This is a genomic window from Micromonospora sp. NPDC051296, assembly GCF_040682255.1.
Lineage (GTDB): Bacteria > Actinomycetota > Actinomycetes > Mycobacteriales > Micromonosporaceae > Micromonospora > Micromonospora craterilacus.
In genome coordinates this window covers 1-18,583 of sequence record NZ_JBFBAO010000102.1, presented here as the reverse complement: position 1 = coordinate 18,583, position 18,583 = coordinate 1, and the positions used below count along the sequence as shown (strand labels likewise).

Here is an 18,583-nt window from a genome sequence, read left to right as displayed (position 1 = left end):
GCGCCGAGCGCGGCATCCTCAAGCCGAACGAGGAGGTGGAGATCGTCGGCATCCGCGAGAAGTCGATGAAGACCACCTGCACCGGCATCGAGATGTTCCGCAAGCTGCTCGACGAGGCCCGCGCGGGTGAGAACGTCGGTCTGCTGCTGCGCGGCATCAAGCGCGAGGACGTCGAGCGCGGCATGGTGGTCGTCAAGCCGGGCACCAGCACCCCGCACACGGAGTTCGAGGCGACCGTCTACATCCTCTCCAAGGAGGAGGGTGGCCGGCACACCCCGTTCTTCCAGAACTACCGTCCGCAGTTCTACTTCCGGACCACGGACGTCACCGGCGTTGTCACGCTGCCCGAGGGCACCGAGATGGTCATGCCGGGCGACAACACCACGATGACCGTGAAGCTGATCCAGCCCATCGCGATGGAGGACAACCTCAAGTTCGCGATCCGGGAGGGTGGCCGTACGGTCGGCGCTGGTCGCGTTACCAAGATCATCAAGTGAGCTGGGTAACCCCGATTAGACCCGCCGCCGGTCGTGCGGCATACTAGTCAGGTTGCGTAACGACAGTTCGCCGCCCGTGTTCGGCTCCCGCTGAACCTCCGGGTTGGTAGAACAGTCGGGCGTGGGGTGGTTGGCGGCCCGTCCGCCAACCACCCTCGCGCGGCGTTCTGGTCGCGGTACCGCGATCGGCGCCTGGACCCACCGCGGTCAGGATCGCTCCGGAATCTCGGGGCGGAGCCTGGCCACAGGGCGCGACACGCCCGACCGCGGGGGTGGGCGAAGAGGGTCTGTACCAGCCGGTACAGGCACCCGCAACACAGCGGCATCGAGAGAAGGAACAGAAGCCACCATGGCGGGACAGAAGATCCGCATCCGGCTCAAGGCCTATGACCACGAGGTCGTCGACTCCTCGGCTCGGAAGATCGTCGAGACGGTGACGCGTACCGGGGCGCAGGTCGCTGGCCCGGTGCCGCTGCCCACGGAGATCAACCGTTTCTGCGTCATCCGCTCGCCGCACAAGTACAAGGACTCGCGCGAGCACTTCGAGATGCGTACGCACAAGCGGCTGATCGACATCATCGACCCGACCCCGAAGACGGTCGACTCGCTCATGCGCCTCGACCTGCCGGCTGGCGTCGACATCGAGATCAAGCTGTAGGGACCGGACACATGGACAGGCAAGTTAAGGGGATCCTGGGCGCGAAGCTCGGCATGACCCAGGTCTGGGACAACAACAAGGTTGTCCCGGTGACCGTGGTTCAGGCCGGCCCGTGCGTCATCAGCCAGGTTCGTGACGCCGCGAAGGACGGTTACTCCGCGGTCCAGTTGGCGTACGGGACGATCGACCCGCGCAAGGCCAAGAAGCCGCTCCGTGGGCACTACGCCAAGGCCGACGTCGCGCCGCGCCGGCACATCGTCGAGCTGCGCACCAGTGACGCCGCGGACTACTCGCTCGGCCAGGAGGTCACGGTCGAGGAGTTCCCGGCCGGCGTCTCGATCGACGTCACCGGCAAGACCAAGGGCAAGGGCTACGCCGGCCCGATGAAGCGGCACGGCTTCCACGGTCTGCGCGCCAGCCACGGTGTCGAGCGCAAGCACCGCTCGCCGGGCTCCATCGGGGCCTGCGCCACCCCGGGTCGCGTCTTCAAGGGCACCCGGATGGCCGGCCGCATGGGCGGCGTGCGCTACACCGTGCAGAACCTGACCGTTCAGGCGGTCGACAGCGAAAACAACCTCCTGCTCGTCCGCGGTGCCATCCCCGGCCCGAAGGGCGCGCTGGTCCTGGTCCGCACCGCGGCCAAGGCCAAGGCGAAGAAGGGCGGTGTGGCCAAGTGACCACCGTTGACGTCCTCAACGTGGAAGGCACCAAGGCCGGCTCGGTCGAGCTGCCCGCCGACATCTTCGACGTGCAGGCCAACGTCCCGCTGATGCACCAGGTCGTGGTGGCGCAGCTCGCGGCGGCCCGGCAGGGCACCCACAAGACGAAGACCCGCGGCGAGGTCGCCGGCGGCGGCAAGAAGCCGTACAAGCAGAAGGGCACCGGTCGGGCCCGGCAGGGTTCGATCCGCGCGCCGCAGTTCGCCGGCGGTGGCGTGGTGCACGGCCCGGTGCCGCGCGACTACAGCCAGCGCACCCCGAAGAAGATGAAGGCCGCCGCGCTGCGTGGCGCCCTCTCCGACCGGGCGCGCGCCGGCCAGGTACACGTCGTCGAGGCGTTCGTCTCGGGCGAGAAGCCGTCGACCAAGGCCGCGCTGGCCACGCTCGCCAAGCTGACCGAGGCCCGCCGGGTGCTGGTCGTGCTGAGCAGCACCGACGAGCTGAACTGGGTGTCGCTGCGCAACGAGCCGCGGGTGCACCTGATCGAGGCCGGCCAGCTGAACACGTACGACGTGCTGGTGGCCGACGACGTGGTCTTCACCAAGGAGGCCCTGGACGAGTTCCTGGGCGTTCCCGCCGAGACCACCGAGGAGGGTGGCAAGTGAGCACGATCGCCGACCCGCGCGACATCATCGTGGCGCCGGTCGTCTCGGAGAAGAGCTACAGCGAGCTGAACCGCAACTGGTACACCTTCCTGGTGCACCCGGACGCGAACAAGACCGCGATCAAGATCGCCATCGAGCAGATCTTCAACGTCCGCGTCCTGACGGTCAACACGCTCAACCGCGAGGGCAAGCGCAAGCGGACCCGCACCGGGTTCGGCAAGCGCAAGGACACCAAGCGCGCGATGGTGAAGCTGGCTGAGGGCGACCGCATCGAGGCCTTCGGCGGCCCGGTCAGCTGAGGGGTGTAGACAATGGCTATCCGTAAGTACAAGCCGACGACGCCGGGCCGGCGTGGCTCGAGCGTTGCCGACTTCGCCGAGATCACCCGGTCGACGCCCGAGAAGTCGCTGCTGGCTCCGCTGCCGAAGAAGGGCGGTCGCAACGTCCACGGGCGGATCACCGCCCGGCACCAGGGCGGCGGCCACAAGCGCCAGTACCGGCTGATCGACTTCAAGCGGGTCGACAAGGACGGCGTGCCGGCCAAGGTCGCGCACATCGAATACGACCCGAACCGCACCGCGCGGATCGCGCTGCTGCACTACGCCGACGGCGAGAAGCGCTACATCATCGCGCCGAAGGACCTGAAGCAGGGCGACGCCGTCGAGTCGGGCCCGGGCGCGGACATCAAGCCGGGCAACAACCTGCCGCTGCGCAACATCCCGGTCGGTACCACGATCCACAACGTGGAACTGCGCCCGGGTGGCGGGGCCAAGCTGGCCCGCTCGGCCGGCGTCGGCATCCAGCTGCTCGGCCGTGAGGGCGCGTACGCGACCCTCCGTATGCCGTCGGGTGAGATCCGGCGCGTGGACGTGCGCTGCCGGGCCAGCATCGGCGAGATCGGCAACGCCGACCAGTCGAACATCAACTGGGGCAAGGCCGGCCGGATGCGGTGGAAGGGCAAGCGCCCGACCGTCCGTGGTGTCGCCATGAACCCGGTCGACCACCCGCACGGTGGTGGCGAGGGCAAGACCTCCGGTGGTCGCCACCCGGTCAACCCGCAGGGTAAGCCCGAGGGCCGCACCCGTCGTAAGGGCCAGCCGAGTGACCGGCTGATCGTCCGCCGTCGCTACGCCACGCGTAAGCGCGGCTGAGGGAGATAAGACATGCCTCGCAGCCTGAAGAAGGGCCCGTTCGTCGACGACCACCTGCTCAAGAAGGTGGAGACGCAGAACGAGAAGGGCTCGAAGAACGTCATCAAGACCTGGTCGCGCCGCTCGACGATCATCCCGGACATGCTCGGGCACACGATCGCGGTGCACGACGGACGTAAGCACGTCCCGGTGTTCGTGACCGAGGCGATGGTCGGGCACAAGCTCGGCGAGTTCGCGCTGACCCGCACGTTCAAGGGTCACGAGAAGGACGACCGGAAGAGCCGCCGGCGCTGACGCCGCGGGCATACGGATAGAGGATCAAGGGGTTACAGCGATGCCAGGAAAGGGCGACGCTCCGGTGCTTCCGGGCGCGCGGGCGGTTGCGCGGCACGTGCGCATCTCGCCGATGAAGGCGCGCCGGGTGGTCAACCTCGTCCGCGGCCTGCCCGCGAAGGAGGCGCTCACGGTGCTGCAGTTCGCGCCGCAGGCTGCGAGCGAGCAGGTGTACAAGGTGCTCGCGAGCGCGATCGCCAACGCGGAGAACAACGAGCGGCTGGACCCCGACGCGCTGCTCGTCAGCGAGGCGTTCGTGGACGAGGGCCCGACCATGAAGCGGTTCCAGCCGCGGGCTCAGGGCCGGGCGTACCGGATCCGCAAGCGCACCTGCCACATCACGGTGGCGGTCGAGGCGGTCGCGCCGGCCGCGCCGAAGAAGTCGGCGAAGAAGGCAGCTCCGGCGGAGCAGACCGCGCCGGCTGAGACGCAGGGCAACACGGAGGGCGCCGAGTAATGGGTCAGAAGGTTCACCCGCACGGGTTCCGGCTCGGCATCTCGACCGACTGGAAGTCCCGCTGGTTCGCGGACAAGCTCTACAAGGACTACATCGGCGAGGATGTCAAGATCCGCCGGATGATGTCCAAGGGTCTGGAGCGGGCCGGCATTTCCAAGGTCGACATCGAGCGCACCCGCGACCGGGTCCGGGTCGACATCCACACCGCCCGGCCGGGCATCGTCATCGGCCGTAAGGGTGCGGAGGCCGACCGGATCCGCGGCGAGCTGGAGAAGCTCACCGGCAAGCAGGTGCAGCTGAACATCATCGAGGTGAAGAACCCCGAGTCGGACGCGCAGCTGGTCGCCCAGGGCGTGGCCGAGCAGCTCTCCAGCCGGGTCAGCTTCCGTCGGGCGATGCGCAAGGCCATGCAGTCGGCGATGAAGAACCCGATGTGCAAGGGCATCCGGGTGCAGGTCTCGGGTCGCCTCGGCGGCGCCGAGATGAGCCGCACGGAGTTCTACCGCGAGGGTCGGGTGCCGCTGCACACGCTGCGGGCCAACATCGAGTACGGCTTCTTCGAGGCCCGTACCACCTTCGGCCGCATCGGCGTGAAGGTCTGGATCTACAAGGGCGACGCGGTGCCGGGTCGGGAGACCCCGGCCGAGGCGCCGTCGCGCCCGCGCCGGGAGCGCGGCGACCGCCCCGAGCGGCCGCGCCGTGGTCGCTCCGGTTCGTCCGGTACGACCTCCGGTGGCACCGAGGCCGGCCGGGCTGCCGCGACGACCGTCGCGCAGCAGGCCGAGACGCCGAGCGGCGAGCCGGTGGATGCTTCCGCCGTCGCCGCCGCGGCAGAAACGCAGCAGGAGGGCTGACAGATGCTGATGCCGCGCAAGCCCCCGAAGGGCTTCCGCAAGCCGCACCACCCGGACCGCAGCGGCGCGTCCAAGGGCGGTAACCGGGTGGTGTTCGGCGAGTTCGGGATCCAGGCTCTCGAGCCGGCGTACGTGACGAACCGGCAGATCGAGTCGGCGCGTATCGCGATGACCCGCCACATCAAGCGTGGCGGCAAGGTCTGGATCACCATCTTCCCGGACCAGGCCCTCACCAAGAAGCCGGCGGAAACTCGGATGGGTTCCGGTAAGGGCTCGCCCGAGTGGTGGGTCGCCAACGTCAAGCCGGGGCGGGTGCTCTTCGAGATGTCCTTCCCCAACGAGCAGATCGCGCGAGAGGCGATGCGTCGCGCGATCCACAAGCTCCCGATGAAGTGCCGCATTGTGACGCGCGAAGTGGGTGAATCCTGATGGCAGCGGGCGTTAAGGCCTCCGAGCTGCGTGAGCTCTCCGAGGAGGAGCTGGTCACGAAGCTGCGCGAGGCCAAGGCGGAGCTGTTCAACCTCCGCGTGCAGGCCGCAACCGGGCAGCTGGACAACAACCGGCGGCTGCAGGTCATCCGTCGGGAGATCGCCCGGATCTACACGATCATGCGCGAGCGTGAGCTGGGGCTCTCGGCCGCGCCGACTGAGGTGACTGCTTCATGAGCGAGAACACGACCGCCACCCAGCAGCGGGGCCGCCGCAAGGTGCGTGAGGGCCTCGTCGTCAGCGACAAGATGGACAAGACCGTCGTCGTCGAGGTCGAGGACCGGGTCAAGCACGCGCTGTACGGCAAGATCATGCGCCGGACCAGCAAGCTCAAGGTCCACGACGAGCAGAACTCCGCCGGCATCGGCGACCGGGTCCTGATCATGGAGACCCGGCCGCTGTCCGCCACCAAGCGGTGGCGGCTCGTGGAGATCCTCGAGAAGGCCAAGTAGCGAAGGCTCGAGCTCGGCCGAGATCGGTCGGGCGCAGGTTCCGCCAGGCTCCGGCCGCCCCGGCGGCCGGAGAACCGGCAGACATAGGAGATAGACGTGATTCAGCAGGAGTCGCGACTGCGCGTCGCCGACAACACGGGTGCCCGGGAGATCCTGTGCATCCGGGTTCTCGGTGGCTCCGGTCGGCGCTACGCGAGCATCGGCGACGTCATCGTGGCCACCGTCAAGGACGCGATCCCGGGTGCCGGTGTGAAGAAGGGCGACGTGGTCAAGGCCGTCGTCGTCCGCACCGCCAAGGAGAGGCGGCGGCCGGACGGTTCGTACATCCGCTTCGACGAGAACGCCGCCGTGATCATCAAGGACGGCGGGGACCCGCGCGGTACCCGTATCTTCGGCCCGGTCGGTCGCGAGCTGCGGGACAAGCGGTTCATGAAGATCATTTCCCTCGCGCCGGAGGTGTTGTGACCGTGAAGGTCAAGAAGGGCGACACGGTCGTCGTCATCGCCGGCAAGGACAAGGGTGCCAAGGGTAAGGTCATCGCGGCCTACCCGCGGCAGGACAAGGTCCTGGTCGAGGGCGTGAACCGGGTCAAGAAGCACACCCGCATCAGCACCACTCAGCGTGGCGCCAAGACCGGTGGCATCGTCACCCAGGAGGCCGCGATCCACGTCTCGAACGTGATGGTCGTGGACTCCGACGGCAAGCCGACCCGCGTCGGCTACCGGATCGACGAGAACGGCCAGAAGGTCCGCATCGCGCGTAGCACCGGTAAGGACCTGTGATGACCACGGCTACCGAAACCAAGACCATGCCGCGCCTCAAGGAGCGGTACCGCAACGAGATCGTGGCGCAGCTGCGCGAGCAGGGCAACTTCGGCAACCCGATGCAGGTGCCGCGACTGGTCAAGATCGTCGTGAACATGGGTGTCGGCGAGGCTGCCCGGGACGCCAAGCTCATCGACGGGGCGGTCCGCGACCTGGCCACCATCACCGGCCAGAAGCCGCAGGTCCGGCGGGCGACGAAGTCCATCGCGCAGTTCAAGCTCCGCGAGGGCATGCCGATCGGCGCGAAGGTGACCCTGCGCGGCGACCGGATGTGGGAGTTCCTGGACCGGCTGCTGTCCATCGCGCTGCCGCGTATCCGTGACTTCCGCGGCCTCGATGGGCGCAAGCTCGACGGGCACGGCAACTACACGTTCGGTCTGACCGAGCAGTCGGTGTTCCACGAGATCGATCAGGACAAGATCGATCGCCAGCGGGGCATGGACATCACGGTGGTCACCACCGCCACGACCGACGACGAGGGCCGGGCGCTGCTCAAGCTCCTGGGCTTCCCGTTCAAGGAGAACTGAGATGGCCAAGAAGGCGCTGATCCTCAAGGCGGCCGCGAAGCCGAAGTTCTCGGTTCGCGCGTACACCCGCTGCCAGCGGTGCGGGCGTCCCAAGGCGGTCTACCGCAAGTTCGGGCTCTGCCGGGTGTGCATCCGGGAGATGGCCCACCGCGGTGAGCTGCCCGGCGTGTCCAAGGCTTCCTGGTAATAGCCCGGCGCGCTCCGCGCGTTAGCTGGACTGTCTCTTCGCCGTAGGCCTGTGAGCGAAAGCCGCGGGAACCCCGGCGAGAAAGGTTGACGAGTTTTCATGACGATGACCGACCCGATCGCAGACATGCTCACGCGTCTGCGTAACGCCAACCAGGCGTACCACGACCGGGTGACGATGCCCTACTCGAAGATCAAGGCGAACCTCGCCGAGGTCCTCAAGGCCGAGGGCTACATCGCCACCTGGTCGGTCGAGGAGCCCGAAGAGGGTGCCGTCGGCAAGCGACTGGTCGTCGAGCTGAAGTACGGCCAGAACCGGGAGCGGAGCCTGGCCGGCATCAAGCGCGTCTCCAAGCCCGGTCTCCGGGTGTACGCCAAGTCGGCCGAACTCCCCCGGGTGCTCGGCGGGCTGGGTGTGGCGATCATTTCGACGTCCCAGGGGCTGCTGACCGACCGGCAGGCCCGCAAGCGGAGCGTTGGCGGGGAAGTCCTCGCCTTCGTCTGGTAACGGGAGACAGGTAGAAATGTCGCGTATTGGACGTAAGTCGATCCCGGTGCCATCCGGCGTCGACGTGACGATCGACGGCCAGACCGTCAAGGTCAAGGGCCCCAAGGGCGAGCTTTCGCACACCCTGGCCGAGCCGATCACCATCGAGCGGGCCGAGGACGGGCAGCTGAGCGTCAACCGCCCGAACGACGAGCGCAAGGCCAAGGAACTGCACGGCCTGAGCCGTACCCTGGTCGCGAACATGATCGTCGGGGTCACCGAGGGCTACCGCAAGAGCCTGGAGATCGCCGGTACCGGTTACCGGGTCACCGCCAAGGGCAAGGACCTGGAGTTCGCGCTCGGGTTCTCGCACCCGGTGCTGGTGCCGGCGCCGAACGGCATCACCTTCACGGTGGAGAAGCCGACGCTGTTCCACGTGGCCGGCATCGACAAGCAGCTGGTCGGTGAGGTCGCCGCCAACATCCGGAAGATCCGTCCGCCGGAGCCCTACAAGGGCAAGGGTGTGAAGTACCAGGGCGAGGTCATCCGCCGCAAGGCCGGTAAGGCGGGCAAGAAGTGACCGCGTTCGTTGGTACCAGGGCGAGGTCATCCGCCGGCCGCGAGGCCGTGAGAAAGGCAGGTAAGAAGTGAGCGCCACGCTGCTCAAGCGCCGCCGCGGCGTCGCCGCCAAGCGTGCCGTCGGGCGTGCGCGTCGGCACTTCCGGGTCCGCAAGCACATCAGCGGCACCGCCGAGCGTCCGCGCCTGGTCGTCACCCGCTCGCTGCGGCACATCGTGGCCCAGATCGTGGACGACACCAAGGGTCACACCCTGGCGTCGGCCTCGACCCTGGACGCCTCGGTGCGCGGCACGGAGGGCGACAAGAGCGCCCTGGCCGGCAAGGTGGGCGCCCTGCTCGCCGAGCGGGCGAAGGCCGCCGGCATCTCCAAGGTCGTCTTCGACCGCGGTGGCAACCGGTACGCGGGGCGGGTAGCCGCGCTTGCCGACGCCGCCCGCGAAGCCGGGCTCGAGTTCTGACAATCCCCGTCACGAGAGAAAAGGAAGGCTGCTGATGCCAGGTCAACAGCGCCGTGGCGGCGGGTCCGGTGGCAACGAGGGTGGTCGCCGCGACAACCGCCGTGAGGGCGGTCGCGGAAACGCGCCCGCCGAGAAGACCCCGCACCTCGAGCGGGTCGTCGCGATCAACCGCGTCGCCAAGGTCGTGAAGGGCGGTCGTCGCTTCAGCTTCACCGCCCTGGTGATCGTGGGCGACGGCGACGGCACCGTGGGCGTGGGCTACGGAAAGGCCAAGGAGGTGCCCGCGGCGATCGCCAAGGGTGTCGAGGAGGCCAAGAAGCACTTCTTCAAGGTGCCGCGGATCGGCTCCTCGATCCCGCACCCGGTGCAGGGCGAGGAGGCCGCCGGCGTGGTGCTGCTCAAGCCGGCCTCGGCCGGTACGGGCGTCATCGCCGGTGGTCCGGTCCGCGCCGTGCTGGAGTGCGCGGGCATCCACGACGTGCTCTCCAAGAGCCTGGGCTCGTCGAACCCGATCAACATCGTGCACGCCACTGTGGCCGCGCTGAAGGGGCTTGAGTCCCCCGAGGCTGTGGCGGCCCGCCGTGGCCTGCCGGTGGAGGACGTCGCGCCGGCCGCCATGCTCGCCTCGCGGGCGGAGGTGGCTTCCTGATGGCACGTCTCAAGGTCACCCAGGTCCGCTCCGAGATCGGGACCAAGCGCAACCAGCGTGAGTCGCTGCGTTCGCTCGGTCTCAAGCGGATCAACGACGTGGTGGTCAAGGAGGACCGGCCCGAGATTCGTGGCATGATCTTCGCGGTGAACCACCTCGTGAAGGTCGAGGAGGTCGAGTAATGACGATCAAGGTCCATCACCTGCGTCCGGCGCCGGGGGCCAAGACCGCGAAGACCCGCGTGGGTCGCGGTGAGGGTTCCAAGGGCAAGACTGCGGGCCGCGGTACCAAGGGTTCGAAGGCCCGGAAGAACATCTCTCCGGCGTTCGAGGGTGGGCAGATGCCCATCCACATGCGCCTGCCGAAGCTGAAGGGCTTCAAGAACAAGTTCAAGGTGGTCTTCCAGGTGGTCAACCTGGATCGGCTGGCTGAACTTTTCCCCAACGGTGGCCAGGTCGGCCCGGCCGAGCTGGTCGAGGCTGGCGCGGTCCGCAAGGGCCACCCGGTGAAGATCCTCGGCACCGGGGACCTCGGCGGGGTGGCGCTCCAGGTCACGGCGCACGCGTTCAGTGCGTCGGCCAAGGAGAAGATCACCACTGCTGGCGGTTCGGTCACCGAGCTGTAAGCTGCATGAGATCATGGCGCCCGCCAGTTGACCCCAGCTGGCGGGCGCCATGGTCTACGCCGGGCGGGTGCGCCCGGTAACATCGGATTCGGTTTATGTAGCCGGGCACATCTGCCCGGACCGGGATCGGGCTGTTAGAGTCCCTTCCCAGCCATGGATATCGGGCACCTGCCCGGCACCCACCCCGAACCGCCCGGATTGACCGGCGGCCCGCCTCGCGCAGGAGGAAGAAGTTGCTGTCCGCCTTTCTCAGTGCGTTCCGTACGCCTGACCTGCGCAAGAAGCTGCTGTTCACAGTAGGCATTGTCGCGATCTACCGGCTCGGAGCGACGCTGCCCAGCCCAGGCGTGTCGTACGGCAACGTGCAGAAGTGCCTCGACACCATCGAGGGCTCGACCGGGGTACTGAACCTGCTCGACCTCTTCTCGGGCGGTGCGCTGCTGCAGCTCTCGGTCTTCGCGCTGGGCATCATGCCCTACATCACCGCGTCGATCATCCTGCAGCTGCTGACGGTGGTCATCCCGCGGCTGGAGCAGCTCCGCAAGGAGGGCCAGGCCGGCCAGGCGAAGATCACCCAGTACACCCGCTACCTGACCCTCGGCCTGGGTGTCCTGCAGGCCTCGGCGTTCGTCGCGCTGGCCCGCTCCGGCCAGCTGTTCAACAACCAGTGCGACGAGTTCCCGATCATCCCCGCGGGCACCGGCATCCCGGACTGGCTGACGCTGTCCGTCCTGGTGATGACGATGACTGCCGGCACCGGCGTGGTCATGTGGCTCGGTGAGCTGATCACCGACCGCGGCGTCGGCAACGGCATGTCCGTGCTGATCTTCACCTCGATCGCCGCCCGGCTGCCCAGCGAGGGCGGGCGGATCCTGGAGAGCCAGGGCTGGGGCCGGTTCTCCCTGGTCATCGCCCTGGTGCTGCTGGTCATCACTGCGGTCACCTTCATCGAGCAGGCCCAGCGCCGCATCCCGGTGCAGTACGCCAAGCGCATGATCGGCCGGCGGATGTACGGCGGCACCTCGACCTACATCCCGCTCAAGGTCAACCAGGCGGGTGTGATCCCGGTCATCTTCGGCTCGTCGCTGCTCTACCTGCCGCAGCTCGCGCTCCAGTTCTTCGACCAGAACAACCCGGGCAAGACCCAGGCGTGGATCCAGAACAACCTGGTCGACCCGACCAGCCCGATCTACATCGTGGTCTACTTCCTGCTGATCATCTTCTTCACGTACTTCTACGTCTCGATCACGTTCAACCCGACCGAGGTCGCGGACAACATGAAGAAGTACGGCGGCTTCGTGCCCGGCATCCGCCCGGGCAAGCCGACCGCCGACTACCTGGACTTCATCCTCAGCCGCATCACCCTGCCGGGCGCGCTCTACCTCGCGACCATCTCGATCCTGCCGAACTTCTTCTTCATCTGGCTGGACCGGCAGCAGTACCTCAACTTCCCGTTCGGCGGCACCGCTGTTCTGATCATGGTCGGTGTGGCTCTCGAGACCAGCAAGCAGATCGAGAGCCAACTGATGCAGCGGAACTACGAAGGGTTCCTGCGGTAGATGAGACTGGTTCTGGTTGGCCCGCCGGGGGCGGGCAAGGGCACTCAGGCAGAGTTCATCGCCGCGCACCTCTCCGTGCCGAAGATCTCGACCGGCGACATCTTCCGGGCCAACGTGTCTCAGGGCACCCCGCTCGGGGTCGAGGCCAAGCGCTACATGGATGCCGGCAAGCTCGTGCCGGACGAGGTCACCATCAACATGGTGCGGGAGCGGCTCGCCGAGCCGGACGCGGCCGAGGGCTTCCTGCTCGACGGGTTCCCGCGGACCACCCCGCAGGCGGCGGCGCTGGACAAGCTCCTCGCCGACCTCGGCACCTCGCTGGACATCGTGCTGGAGCTGGTCGTCGACGACGACGAGGTGATCCGACGGCTGTCCGGCCGGCGCACCTGCCGGGGCTGCGGCAAGATCTGGCACGTCGAGTTCGACCCGACCAACCAGGACAGCATCTGCGACCGCTGTGGCGCCGAGTTGTTTCAGCGCGACGACGACAAGCCGGAGACCATCGCCGCCCGCCTGCGCGAGTACGCGGAGAAGACCGCGCCGCTGGTGGACTACTACGGTGCCCAGGGCAAGCTGGTCGGCATCGACGCCACAGGCCCGGTGGAGGACGTCACGGTCCGCGCCATCGACGCCCTGAGGTCGTACGGGGGCTGAGGTCGGCACAGCCGCCGGCCGGATAGAGTGCGAACAGTGGGGTACGCCCAGCGTGCCCCACTGTTTCGGCAACGAAAGGTAGCGCCTCCATGCGTCGTCCCCAGCTGGACATCCAGCTGAAGACCCCCGAGCAGATCGAGAAGATGCGCGCCGCCGGCCTGGTGGTCGCGGAGGCGCTTCGCCGGATGCGGGAGGCGGTGGCCCCGGGGGTGAGCACCGCCGACCTCGACGCGATCGCCGAGGCGACCATCCGCGAGGCGGGGGCGGTCCCGTCGTTCAAGGGTTACCACGGCTTCCCGGCGTCGATCTGCTCGTCCGTCAACGAGCAGATCGTGCACGCCATCCCGTCGCCGAAGCAGGTCCTCGCCGAGGGCGATCTGATCTCGATCGACTGCGGCGCGATCCTCGACGGCTGGCACGGCGACGCGGCGATCACCGTCGGGGTGGGTGAGGTCGACCCGGCGCAGCTGCGGATGGCGAAGGTCGCCGAGGACGCGATGTGGGCCGGCATCGCCGCGGCCGCTCGCGGCGCGGCGAACGGTAGGGGCCGACTCACGGACATCTCCCACGCGGTGGAGCACGCGGTACGCAAGGCTGGCCGGTACGGCATCGTCGACGGCTACGGCGGCCACGGCATCGGCACTGAGATGCACCAGGATCCGCACGTGCTCAACCATGGACGGCCGGGCAAGGGGCCACGCCTGGTGGCGGGTATGGCGCTGGCCATCGAGCCGATGATCACCATGGGTTCGCCGCGTACCACCGAACTCGCCGACGGCTGGACGGTGGTCACCCGGGACGGGTCGCGGGCCGCGCACGTCGAGCACACCATGGCCCTGCTCCCGGACGGGGTCTGGGTGCTGACCGCCGCGGACGGCGGCCGGGCCCGCCTCGGCGACCTGGTGACCAGCCGCCAACCGAGCACCTCGCCGACCGCCTGAACTGGACCGGTTACCCGGACTGGCGGCACGATGGCATGCTTGCCGGCATGAACGGGCGGGACGGCATGCGGGCAGCGGACTCCGACCGACAGGCCGTCGCCGAACGGCTCCGGGACGCCCTCGACGAGGGCCGGCTGGATCTGCGCGAGTACGACGACCGGTTGCAGCGGGCCTACGCTGCCCGCACGTACGCCGAGTTGGACGCGCTGGTGGGGGACCTGCCGGCGTCGGGCGCGGTGGCGCCGGCGCAGGGGGAGGCCGACGGGCGATCGCCGGTTCTTCGAACCGATGCAGGAACTGAGCCAGTTCTACAACTCGCTGCAATCCGCGACGGCAGCGCTGGAGAAGCTCGCCGGGGTGCTCGACGAGCGACCCACGGTCGCCGAGCCGGTGCGACCCGTGCCGCTGCCCCGCGGCCCCACCTGCGGCGCGGTCACCTTCCGCGCGGTCTCGTTCGGGTACCGCCCGGACGCCCCGATCCTGGCCGGGCTGGATCTCCGCATCCCCGCTGGACAGACCGTGGCGCTGATCGGGCCGACCGGCGCCGGCAAGTCCACGGTCGCCAAGCTGCTGGCCCGGTTCCACGATCCAGCGGCCGGCACGGTCACCCTCGACGGCGTGGACCTGCGCCAGGTCGCCGACGCGGAACTGCGCCGCACGGTGGTGCTGGTGACCCAGGAGACCCACCTGTTCGGCGGCACCGTGGCGGAGAACATCCGGTTCGGTCGCCCGGAGGCCGACGACGCCGCCGTCGAGGCCGCCGCCCGGGCGATCGGCGCGCACGACTTCATCGCGGCGCTGCCCGACGGGTACGCCACCGAGGTGCACCGGCGCGGCGGTCGACTTTCCGCCGGACAGCGGCAGTTGGTCGCCTTCGCCCGGGCCTTCCTGGCCGATCCGGCGGTGCTGATCCTGGACGAGGCGACCTCGTCGCTGGACGTACCGACCGAGCGGCTGGTGCAGCACGCGCTCGGCACCATCCTGCGGGACCGGACCGCGGTGGTGATCGCACACCGGCTCTCCACCGTGGAGACCGCCGACCGGGTCCTGGTCCTCGACCGCGGCCGGATCGTCGAGGACGGCCCACCGGCCGAACTGATCGCCGACGGCGGCCGGTACGCCGCCCTGCACCGCCAGTGGCGCGACTCGCTGCTCTAGACGTTCTGCCGGGCGGCCGTCGGTTCCCCGTCGACCTCCGGCCCGGGATCGGGCCGCCCGGCCCGGCCGAGGCCGTGGAACGCGGTCAGCATCACGGCGCACAGCAGGACGAATGTGATCAAGGCGTACGACGTACCCTGCTCCGGCCAGCCGATCCGCACCCGTGTCGCGGCCGACGCCAACGCCACTGTGGTGACGATCAGGGCGACCGGGCCGAGCGCCAGCGCAGCGAGGAGCCCACCACCCGCACCGGCCGTTCCGCTGACGGTCAAGGTGAGTCCGGCGCCGAGGGCCAGTCCGATCCCGAGCGCGGCCAGCACCGACGCGACCAGGTACACCTCCGGCCGTTCCGCCTGTGCCGCCGGGGCGTGCATCGGGATCGTCACGGCTGCCACCACGAGCCCCAGCACGTCCCAGGGCACCTGGCGGGGCGAATGGCGCCCCAACACGGCACGCGAGCCCGAGGGCCAGGCCGACGGCGACCGGCGTGCGGCCCGGGCCGGGCAGCTGGGCGAGGGCCAGCAGTGCCCCGCCCATTGCCAGGCCGACACCGGCCGAGCCGACCAGGACGACCAGTTGCTGTACGGCGTTGCCCGGATGCCCGAGCATCAGGGCGGTCCGTTCCGTACCCAGGGTCAGCTCGGCGAGGGCGGTGAGCAGTAGCCCGCCGGCGGCGATCCACCAGCCGGGCAGCCGGCGCAGTCGGGGCAACGCCGGCGGCGTCACCAGCGTCACCAGCGCCACCGCCAGAACGGCGACGACCGACGTGATCACCTCCACCCGGCCCGAGGCCGGGCTGCCGAACCCCGCCAGCAGCACGATCGGCAGCGTCCAGGTGGCGAAGAACGACGCGACCAGCGCCGCCGCGACCGCGTCGACCGCAAGCCGGCCCCACGACACCGTTTCGACCGTCTCTCCCATACCAACCTCCCCCGTCGGTTGCCCGACGTTGGCATGCCGGGCCGCCGGCTGCGGCCCCCTGTTCGGTTCGACGCGGCTCTCCGAACTAATGGCGTGTCCCGCCGGCAGGGGATGCCTACCATCGACGGATGACTGATACGGCGAGGACGGCCCGCGCCGGCGTCCCCGAGCGTCCGACCCTGGACGGGCTCGAGGAGACCTGGTCGCGCCGCTGGCAGGAGGAGGGCACGTACGCGTTCGACCGCTCGAAGGAGCGCTCGAACGTTTACGCGATCGACACCCCGCCGCCGACCGTATCGGGCGAGCTGCACATGGGGCACGTCTTCTCGTACACGCACACAGACCTGGTCGCCCGGTTCCAGCGGATGCGCGGCCGGACGGTCTTCTACCCGATCGGCTGGGACGACAACGGCCTGCCCACCGAGCGGCGGGTGCAGAACGTCTACGGCGTGCGCTGCGACCCGTTCCTGCCGTACGACCCGGACTGGCGGGCACCGGAGACACCGGTGGACGACGCGGCCCGGCGCGACCCGACCCCGATCTCCCGGCGGAACTTCATCGAGCTGTGTGAGCGGCTGACCCTCTCCGACGAGCAGATCTTCGAGGCGCTGTGGCGCCGGCTCGGGCTGTCGGTGGACTGGTCGTTGATGTACACCACCATCGGTCCGGCGGCCCGGGCGACGTCCCAGCGGGCGTTCCTGCGCAACCTGGCCCGCGACGAGGCGTACCAGGCCGAGGCGCCGACGCTGTGGGACGTCGGCTTCGCCACCGCGGTGGCCCAGGCCGAGCTGGAGGACCGGGAGCGCCCCGGCGCGTACCACCGGCTGCGTTTCCACGCCGCCGGCGGTCGGGAGGTGCTCATCGACACCACCCGGCCGGAGCTGCTGCCGGCCTGCGTCGCGCTGGTCTGCCACCCCGACGACGAGCGGTACGCCGACCTGGTCGGCACGTCCGTGCGTACCCCCGTCTTCGACGTCGAGGTGCCGGTGCGCGCGCACGCGCTGGCGGACCCGGCCAAGGGCACCGGCATCGCGATGGTCTGCACCTTCGGCGACCTGGCCGACGTGACCTGGTGGCGGGAACTGGCGCTGGACACCCGCGTGGTGATCGGCCGGGACGGCCGGCTGCTGCCGGAGGCCCCCGACGGGGTGCCCGCACAGCCGTACGCGGCGCTGGCCGGGCAGACCGTCAACGGGGCCCGACGGACCATCGTGGAACTGCTGGCCGACGCGGGTGACCTGGTCGGCGAGCCGCGCCCGATCACCCATCCGGTGAAGTTCTACGAGCGGGGCGACCGGCCGCTGGAGATCGTCTCGACCCGGCAGTGGTACCTGCGCAACGGTGGCCGGGACGCCGACCTGCGCGCGGCGTTGCTGGCCCGGGGGCGCGAGCTGCACTGGGTGCCGGAGCACATGCGGCACCGCTACGAGCACTGGGTGAGCGGCCTGACCGGCGACTGGCTGGTCAGCCGGCAGCGCTTCTTCGGGGTGCCGGTGCCGGTGTGGTACCGGCTCGACGACGCTGGCGAGCCGGACTGGTCCCACCCTCTCACGCCGGACGAGTCTTCGCTGCCGATCGACCCGTCGGAGGACGCCCCGGCCGGCTACCACGAGTCGCAGCGCGGCCTGCCGGGCGGGTTCGTCGGCGACCCGGACGTGCTGGACACCTGGGCCACCTCGTCGCTGACCCCGCAGATCGCCGGCGGTTGGGAACGCGACCCGGAGCTGTTCCGCCGGGTCTTCCCGATGGACCTGCGCCCGCAGGGCCAGGAGATCATCCGGACTTGGCTGTTCGCCACGGTGGTCCGCGCGCACCTGGAACACGGCACGCTGCCGTGGCGGACGGCCGAGCTGTCCGGCTGGATCCTCGACCCGGACCGCAAGAAGATGTCCAAGTCCAAGGGAAACGTGGTAACCCCGATGGCGCTGCTGGAGCAGCACGGGTCCGACGCCGTGCGGTACTGGGCGGCCACCGGGCGGCCCGGCACCGACCTGGCCTTCGACCCGGCGCAGATCAAGGTCGGCCGGCGGCTCGCCACCAAGCTGCTGAACGCGTCCCGGTTCGCGCTCGGGCTGGGCGCCGCGGACGCGCTGCGTGCCCCGGCCACCGAGCCGCTGGACCGGGCCATGCTCGCCGAACTGGCCACCGTGGTCACCACCGCCACCGCCGCCTTCGAGGCGTACGACCACACGGCGGCGTTGCAGGCCACCGAGTCGTTCTTCTGGGGGTTCTGCGACGACTACATCGAGTTGGTGAAGGAGCGCGCCTACGGCACCGGCACCGGAGCCGACTCGGCCCGGGCGGCGCTGGCCACCGCCCTCTCGGTGCAACTGCGGCTGCTCGCCCCGGTGCTGCCGTTCGCGGCCGAGGAGGTGTGGTCCTGGTGGCGGTACGGCTCGGTGCACCGGGCGCCCTGGCCCACCACGTACGAGGTGGGCCAGGTGATCCAGGGCGACGGTGACCCGGAGCTGCTGCGGCTTGCCGCCGACGCGCTGGGGCAGGTCCGCCGGGCCAAGTCCGAACGGAAGCTGTCGATGAAGGCGGAGGTGCCGCTGGCCGAGGCGCTCGGCCCGGCCGCCCTGCTCGACCAGCTGACCCTGGTCGTGGACGACCTACGGGCGGCGGGCCACATCGGCAAGCTCGATCTGCTCCCCGACCGCACGCCCGCACTCGTCATCGCCTGCGCGTTCTGAGGCTGCGTGCCGTCGTGCTGGACCACCCTGCGCCCCAACCAGCTGGCCGCGATGCGGGCCGTGATGAAGCGGCGCGACGCCCTGGTGGTGCTGCCCACCGGCGCCGGC

General features: G+C 69.5%; 27 protein-coding genes and 2 pseudogenes. 28 read left to right on the top strand and 1 reads right to left on the bottom strand.

The genetic code is table 11. The annotated features are described in order from the left end of the window. The 27 genes and pseudogenes from AB0M52_RS13640 to AB0M52_RS13510 form a co-directional block, all read left to right on the top strand. A partial coding sequence (locus AB0M52_RS13640) for an EF-Tu/IF-2/RF-3 family GTPase (RefSeq protein WP_363952981.1) occupies positions 1–497 on the top strand: 497 nt, incomplete at its 5' end. A 349-nt stretch (positions 498–846) separates the two neighbouring features. Then, a complete protein-coding gene (rpsJ, locus tag AB0M52_RS13635; protein WP_007073037.1) occupies positions 847–1,155 on the top strand; it encodes a 30S ribosomal protein S10 in 309 nt (102 codons plus the stop codon). A gap of 11 nt (positions 1,156–1,166) precedes the next feature. Beyond that, the gene (rplC, locus tag AB0M52_RS13630; protein ID WP_363952979.1) at positions 1,167–1,832 is read left to right on the top strand and encodes a 50S ribosomal protein L3; all 666 of its coding nucleotides are present in this window, start codon (positions 1,167–1,169) and stop codon (positions 1,830–1,832) included. Then, on the top strand, positions 1,829–2,479 hold the full coding sequence (rplD, locus tag AB0M52_RS13625) for a 50S ribosomal protein L4 (protein WP_363952977.1): 651 nt from the start codon (positions 1,829–1,831) through the stop codon (positions 2,477–2,479). Before rplC ends, rplD begins: the two co-directional genes overlap by 4 nt. Continuing rightward, a complete protein-coding gene (gene rplW, locus AB0M52_RS13620) occupies positions 2,476–2,778 on the top strand; it encodes a 50S ribosomal protein L23 (RefSeq protein ID WP_093403611.1) in 303 nt (100 codons plus the stop codon). The genes rplD and rplW overlap by 4 nt, the downstream gene beginning before the upstream one ends. Positions 2,779–2,790: 12 nt before the next feature. After that, on the top strand, positions 2,791–3,630 hold the full coding sequence (rplB, locus tag AB0M52_RS13615) for a 50S ribosomal protein L2 (RefSeq protein ID WP_111215572.1): 840 nt from the start codon (positions 2,791–2,793) through the stop codon (positions 3,628–3,630). Positions 3,631–3,642: 12 nt separating this feature from the next. Then, complete coding sequence (gene rpsS / locus AB0M52_RS13610; protein ID WP_091079388.1) at positions 3,643–3,924, top strand: 30S ribosomal protein S19; 282 nt, start codon at positions 3,643–3,645, stop codon at positions 3,922–3,924. A 40-nt stretch (positions 3,925–3,964) separates the two neighbouring features. Then, a complete protein-coding gene (gene rplV / locus AB0M52_RS13605; protein WP_111215570.1) occupies positions 3,965–4,420 on the top strand; it encodes a 50S ribosomal protein L22 in 456 nt (151 codons plus the stop codon). Continuing rightward, on the top strand, positions 4,420–5,274 hold the full coding sequence (gene rpsC / locus AB0M52_RS13600) for a 30S ribosomal protein S3 (protein ID WP_363952974.1): 855 nt from the start codon (positions 4,420–4,422) through the stop codon (positions 5,272–5,274). The genes rplV and rpsC overlap by 1 nt, the downstream gene beginning before the upstream one ends. A gap of 3 nt (positions 5,275–5,277) precedes the next feature. After that, a complete protein-coding gene (rplP, locus tag AB0M52_RS13595) occupies positions 5,278–5,703 on the top strand; it encodes a 50S ribosomal protein L16 (RefSeq protein WP_007465292.1) in 426 nt (141 codons plus the stop codon). Beyond that, entirely contained in the window at positions 5,703–5,939 is a 237-nt protein-coding gene (rpmC, locus tag AB0M52_RS13590; RefSeq protein WP_007073028.1) for a 50S ribosomal protein L29, read from the top strand. The genes rplP and rpmC overlap by 1 nt, the downstream gene beginning before the upstream one ends. Next, positions 5,936–6,214, top strand: coding sequence for a 30S ribosomal protein S17 (gene rpsQ, locus AB0M52_RS13585; RefSeq protein ID WP_111215565.1), 279 nt, complete (start codon positions 5,936–5,938; stop codon positions 6,212–6,214). The genes rpmC and rpsQ overlap by 4 nt, the downstream gene beginning before the upstream one ends. Positions 6,215–6,310: 96 nt before the next feature. Beyond that, positions 6,311–6,679, top strand: a complete 369-nt coding sequence (gene rplN / locus AB0M52_RS13580; protein ID WP_007465279.1) for a 50S ribosomal protein L14 — start codon at positions 6,311–6,313, stop codon at positions 6,677–6,679. Next, complete coding sequence (gene rplX, locus AB0M52_RS13575) at positions 6,676–6,996, top strand: 50S ribosomal protein L24 (protein ID WP_016813716.1); 321 nt, start codon at positions 6,676–6,678, stop codon at positions 6,994–6,996. The genes rplN and rplX overlap by 4 nt, the downstream gene beginning before the upstream one ends. Further along, the gene (rplE, locus tag AB0M52_RS13570) at positions 6,996–7,565 is read left to right on the top strand and encodes a 50S ribosomal protein L5 (RefSeq protein WP_363952971.1); all 570 of its coding nucleotides are present in this window, start codon (positions 6,996–6,998) and stop codon (positions 7,563–7,565) included. The genes rplX and rplE overlap by 1 nt, the downstream gene beginning before the upstream one ends. Position 7,566: 1 nt before the next feature. After that, positions 7,567–7,752 carry a type Z 30S ribosomal protein S14 gene (locus AB0M52_RS13565; RefSeq protein ID WP_007073023.1) on the top strand — a complete coding sequence of 62 codons (186 nt, stop codon included), beginning with the start codon at positions 7,567–7,569 and terminating at the stop codon, positions 7,750–7,752. A 99-nt stretch (positions 7,753–7,851) separates the two neighbouring features. After that, positions 7,852–8,259: a 30S ribosomal protein S8 gene (gene rpsH, locus AB0M52_RS13560; protein ID WP_111215560.1), complete on the top strand. Its 408-nt coding sequence runs from the start codon at positions 7,852–7,854 to the stop codon at positions 8,257–8,259. A gap of 16 nt (positions 8,260–8,275) precedes the next feature. Beyond that, the gene (gene rplF, locus AB0M52_RS13555; protein WP_363952969.1) at positions 8,276–8,818 is read left to right on the top strand and encodes a 50S ribosomal protein L6; all 543 of its coding nucleotides are present in this window, start codon (positions 8,276–8,278) and stop codon (positions 8,816–8,818) included. 67 nt (positions 8,819–8,885) lie between these two features. After that, positions 8,886–9,275 (top strand): 50S ribosomal protein L18, encoded by a 390-nt coding sequence (rplR, locus tag AB0M52_RS13550; protein WP_111215555.1) that lies wholly within the window; start codon positions 8,886–8,888, stop codon positions 9,273–9,275. Positions 9,276–9,309: 34 nt separating this feature from the next. Then, positions 9,310–9,924 carry a 30S ribosomal protein S5 gene (gene rpsE / locus AB0M52_RS13545; RefSeq protein WP_357531592.1) on the top strand — a complete coding sequence of 205 codons (615 nt, stop codon included), beginning with the start codon at positions 9,310–9,312 and terminating at the stop codon, positions 9,922–9,924. Then, a complete protein-coding gene (rpmD, locus tag AB0M52_RS13540) occupies positions 9,924–10,106 on the top strand; it encodes a 50S ribosomal protein L30 (protein ID WP_145815467.1) in 183 nt (60 codons plus the stop codon). Before rpsE ends, rpmD begins: the two co-directional genes overlap by 1 nt. After that, positions 10,106–10,549: a 50S ribosomal protein L15 gene (rplO, locus tag AB0M52_RS13535; protein WP_363952964.1), complete on the top strand. Its 444-nt coding sequence runs from the start codon at positions 10,106–10,108 to the stop codon at positions 10,547–10,549. The genes rpmD and rplO overlap by 1 nt, the downstream gene beginning before the upstream one ends. 233 nt (positions 10,550–10,782) lie before the next feature. Then, positions 10,783–12,108, top strand: coding sequence for a preprotein translocase subunit SecY (gene secY, locus AB0M52_RS13530; protein WP_363952962.1), 1,326 nt, complete (start codon positions 10,783–10,785; stop codon positions 12,106–12,108). Next, positions 12,109–12,762 (top strand): adenylate kinase, encoded by a 654-nt coding sequence (locus AB0M52_RS13525; protein WP_363952960.1) that lies wholly within the window; start codon positions 12,109–12,111, stop codon positions 12,760–12,762. A gap of 89 nt (positions 12,763–12,851) precedes the next feature. Beyond that, positions 12,852–13,703, top strand: coding sequence for a type I methionyl aminopeptidase (map, locus tag AB0M52_RS13520; RefSeq protein ID WP_363952958.1), 852 nt, complete (start codon positions 12,852–12,854; stop codon positions 13,701–13,703). 47 nt (positions 13,704–13,750) lie between these two features. Further along, a pseudogene (locus AB0M52_RS13515) lies at positions 13,751–13,927 on the top strand (DUF1707 domain-containing protein); the annotation flags it as partial. Positions 13,928–13,973: 46 nt separating this feature from the next. Beyond that, a pseudogene (locus AB0M52_RS13510) lies at positions 13,974–14,861 on the top strand (ABC transporter ATP-binding protein); the annotation flags it as partial. On the opposite strand, the gene AB0M52_RS13505 reads toward AB0M52_RS13510, so the two are convergent. Further along, the gene (locus tag AB0M52_RS13505; protein ID WP_363952956.1) at positions 14,858–15,247 is read right to left on the bottom strand and encodes a hypothetical protein; all 390 of its coding nucleotides are present in this window, start codon (positions 15,245–15,247) and stop codon (positions 14,858–14,860) included. The pseudogene AB0M52_RS13510 and the gene AB0M52_RS13505 sit on opposite strands and share 4 nt — an antisense overlap. Before the next feature lie 663 nt (positions 15,248–15,910). On the opposite strand from AB0M52_RS13505, the gene valS reads away from it, so the two are divergent. Continuing rightward, positions 15,911–18,475, top strand: a complete 2,565-nt coding sequence (gene valS, locus AB0M52_RS13500) for a valine--tRNA ligase (RefSeq protein WP_363952954.1) — start codon at positions 15,911–15,913, stop codon at positions 18,473–18,475. Positions 18,476–18,583 lie beyond the last annotated feature (108 nt).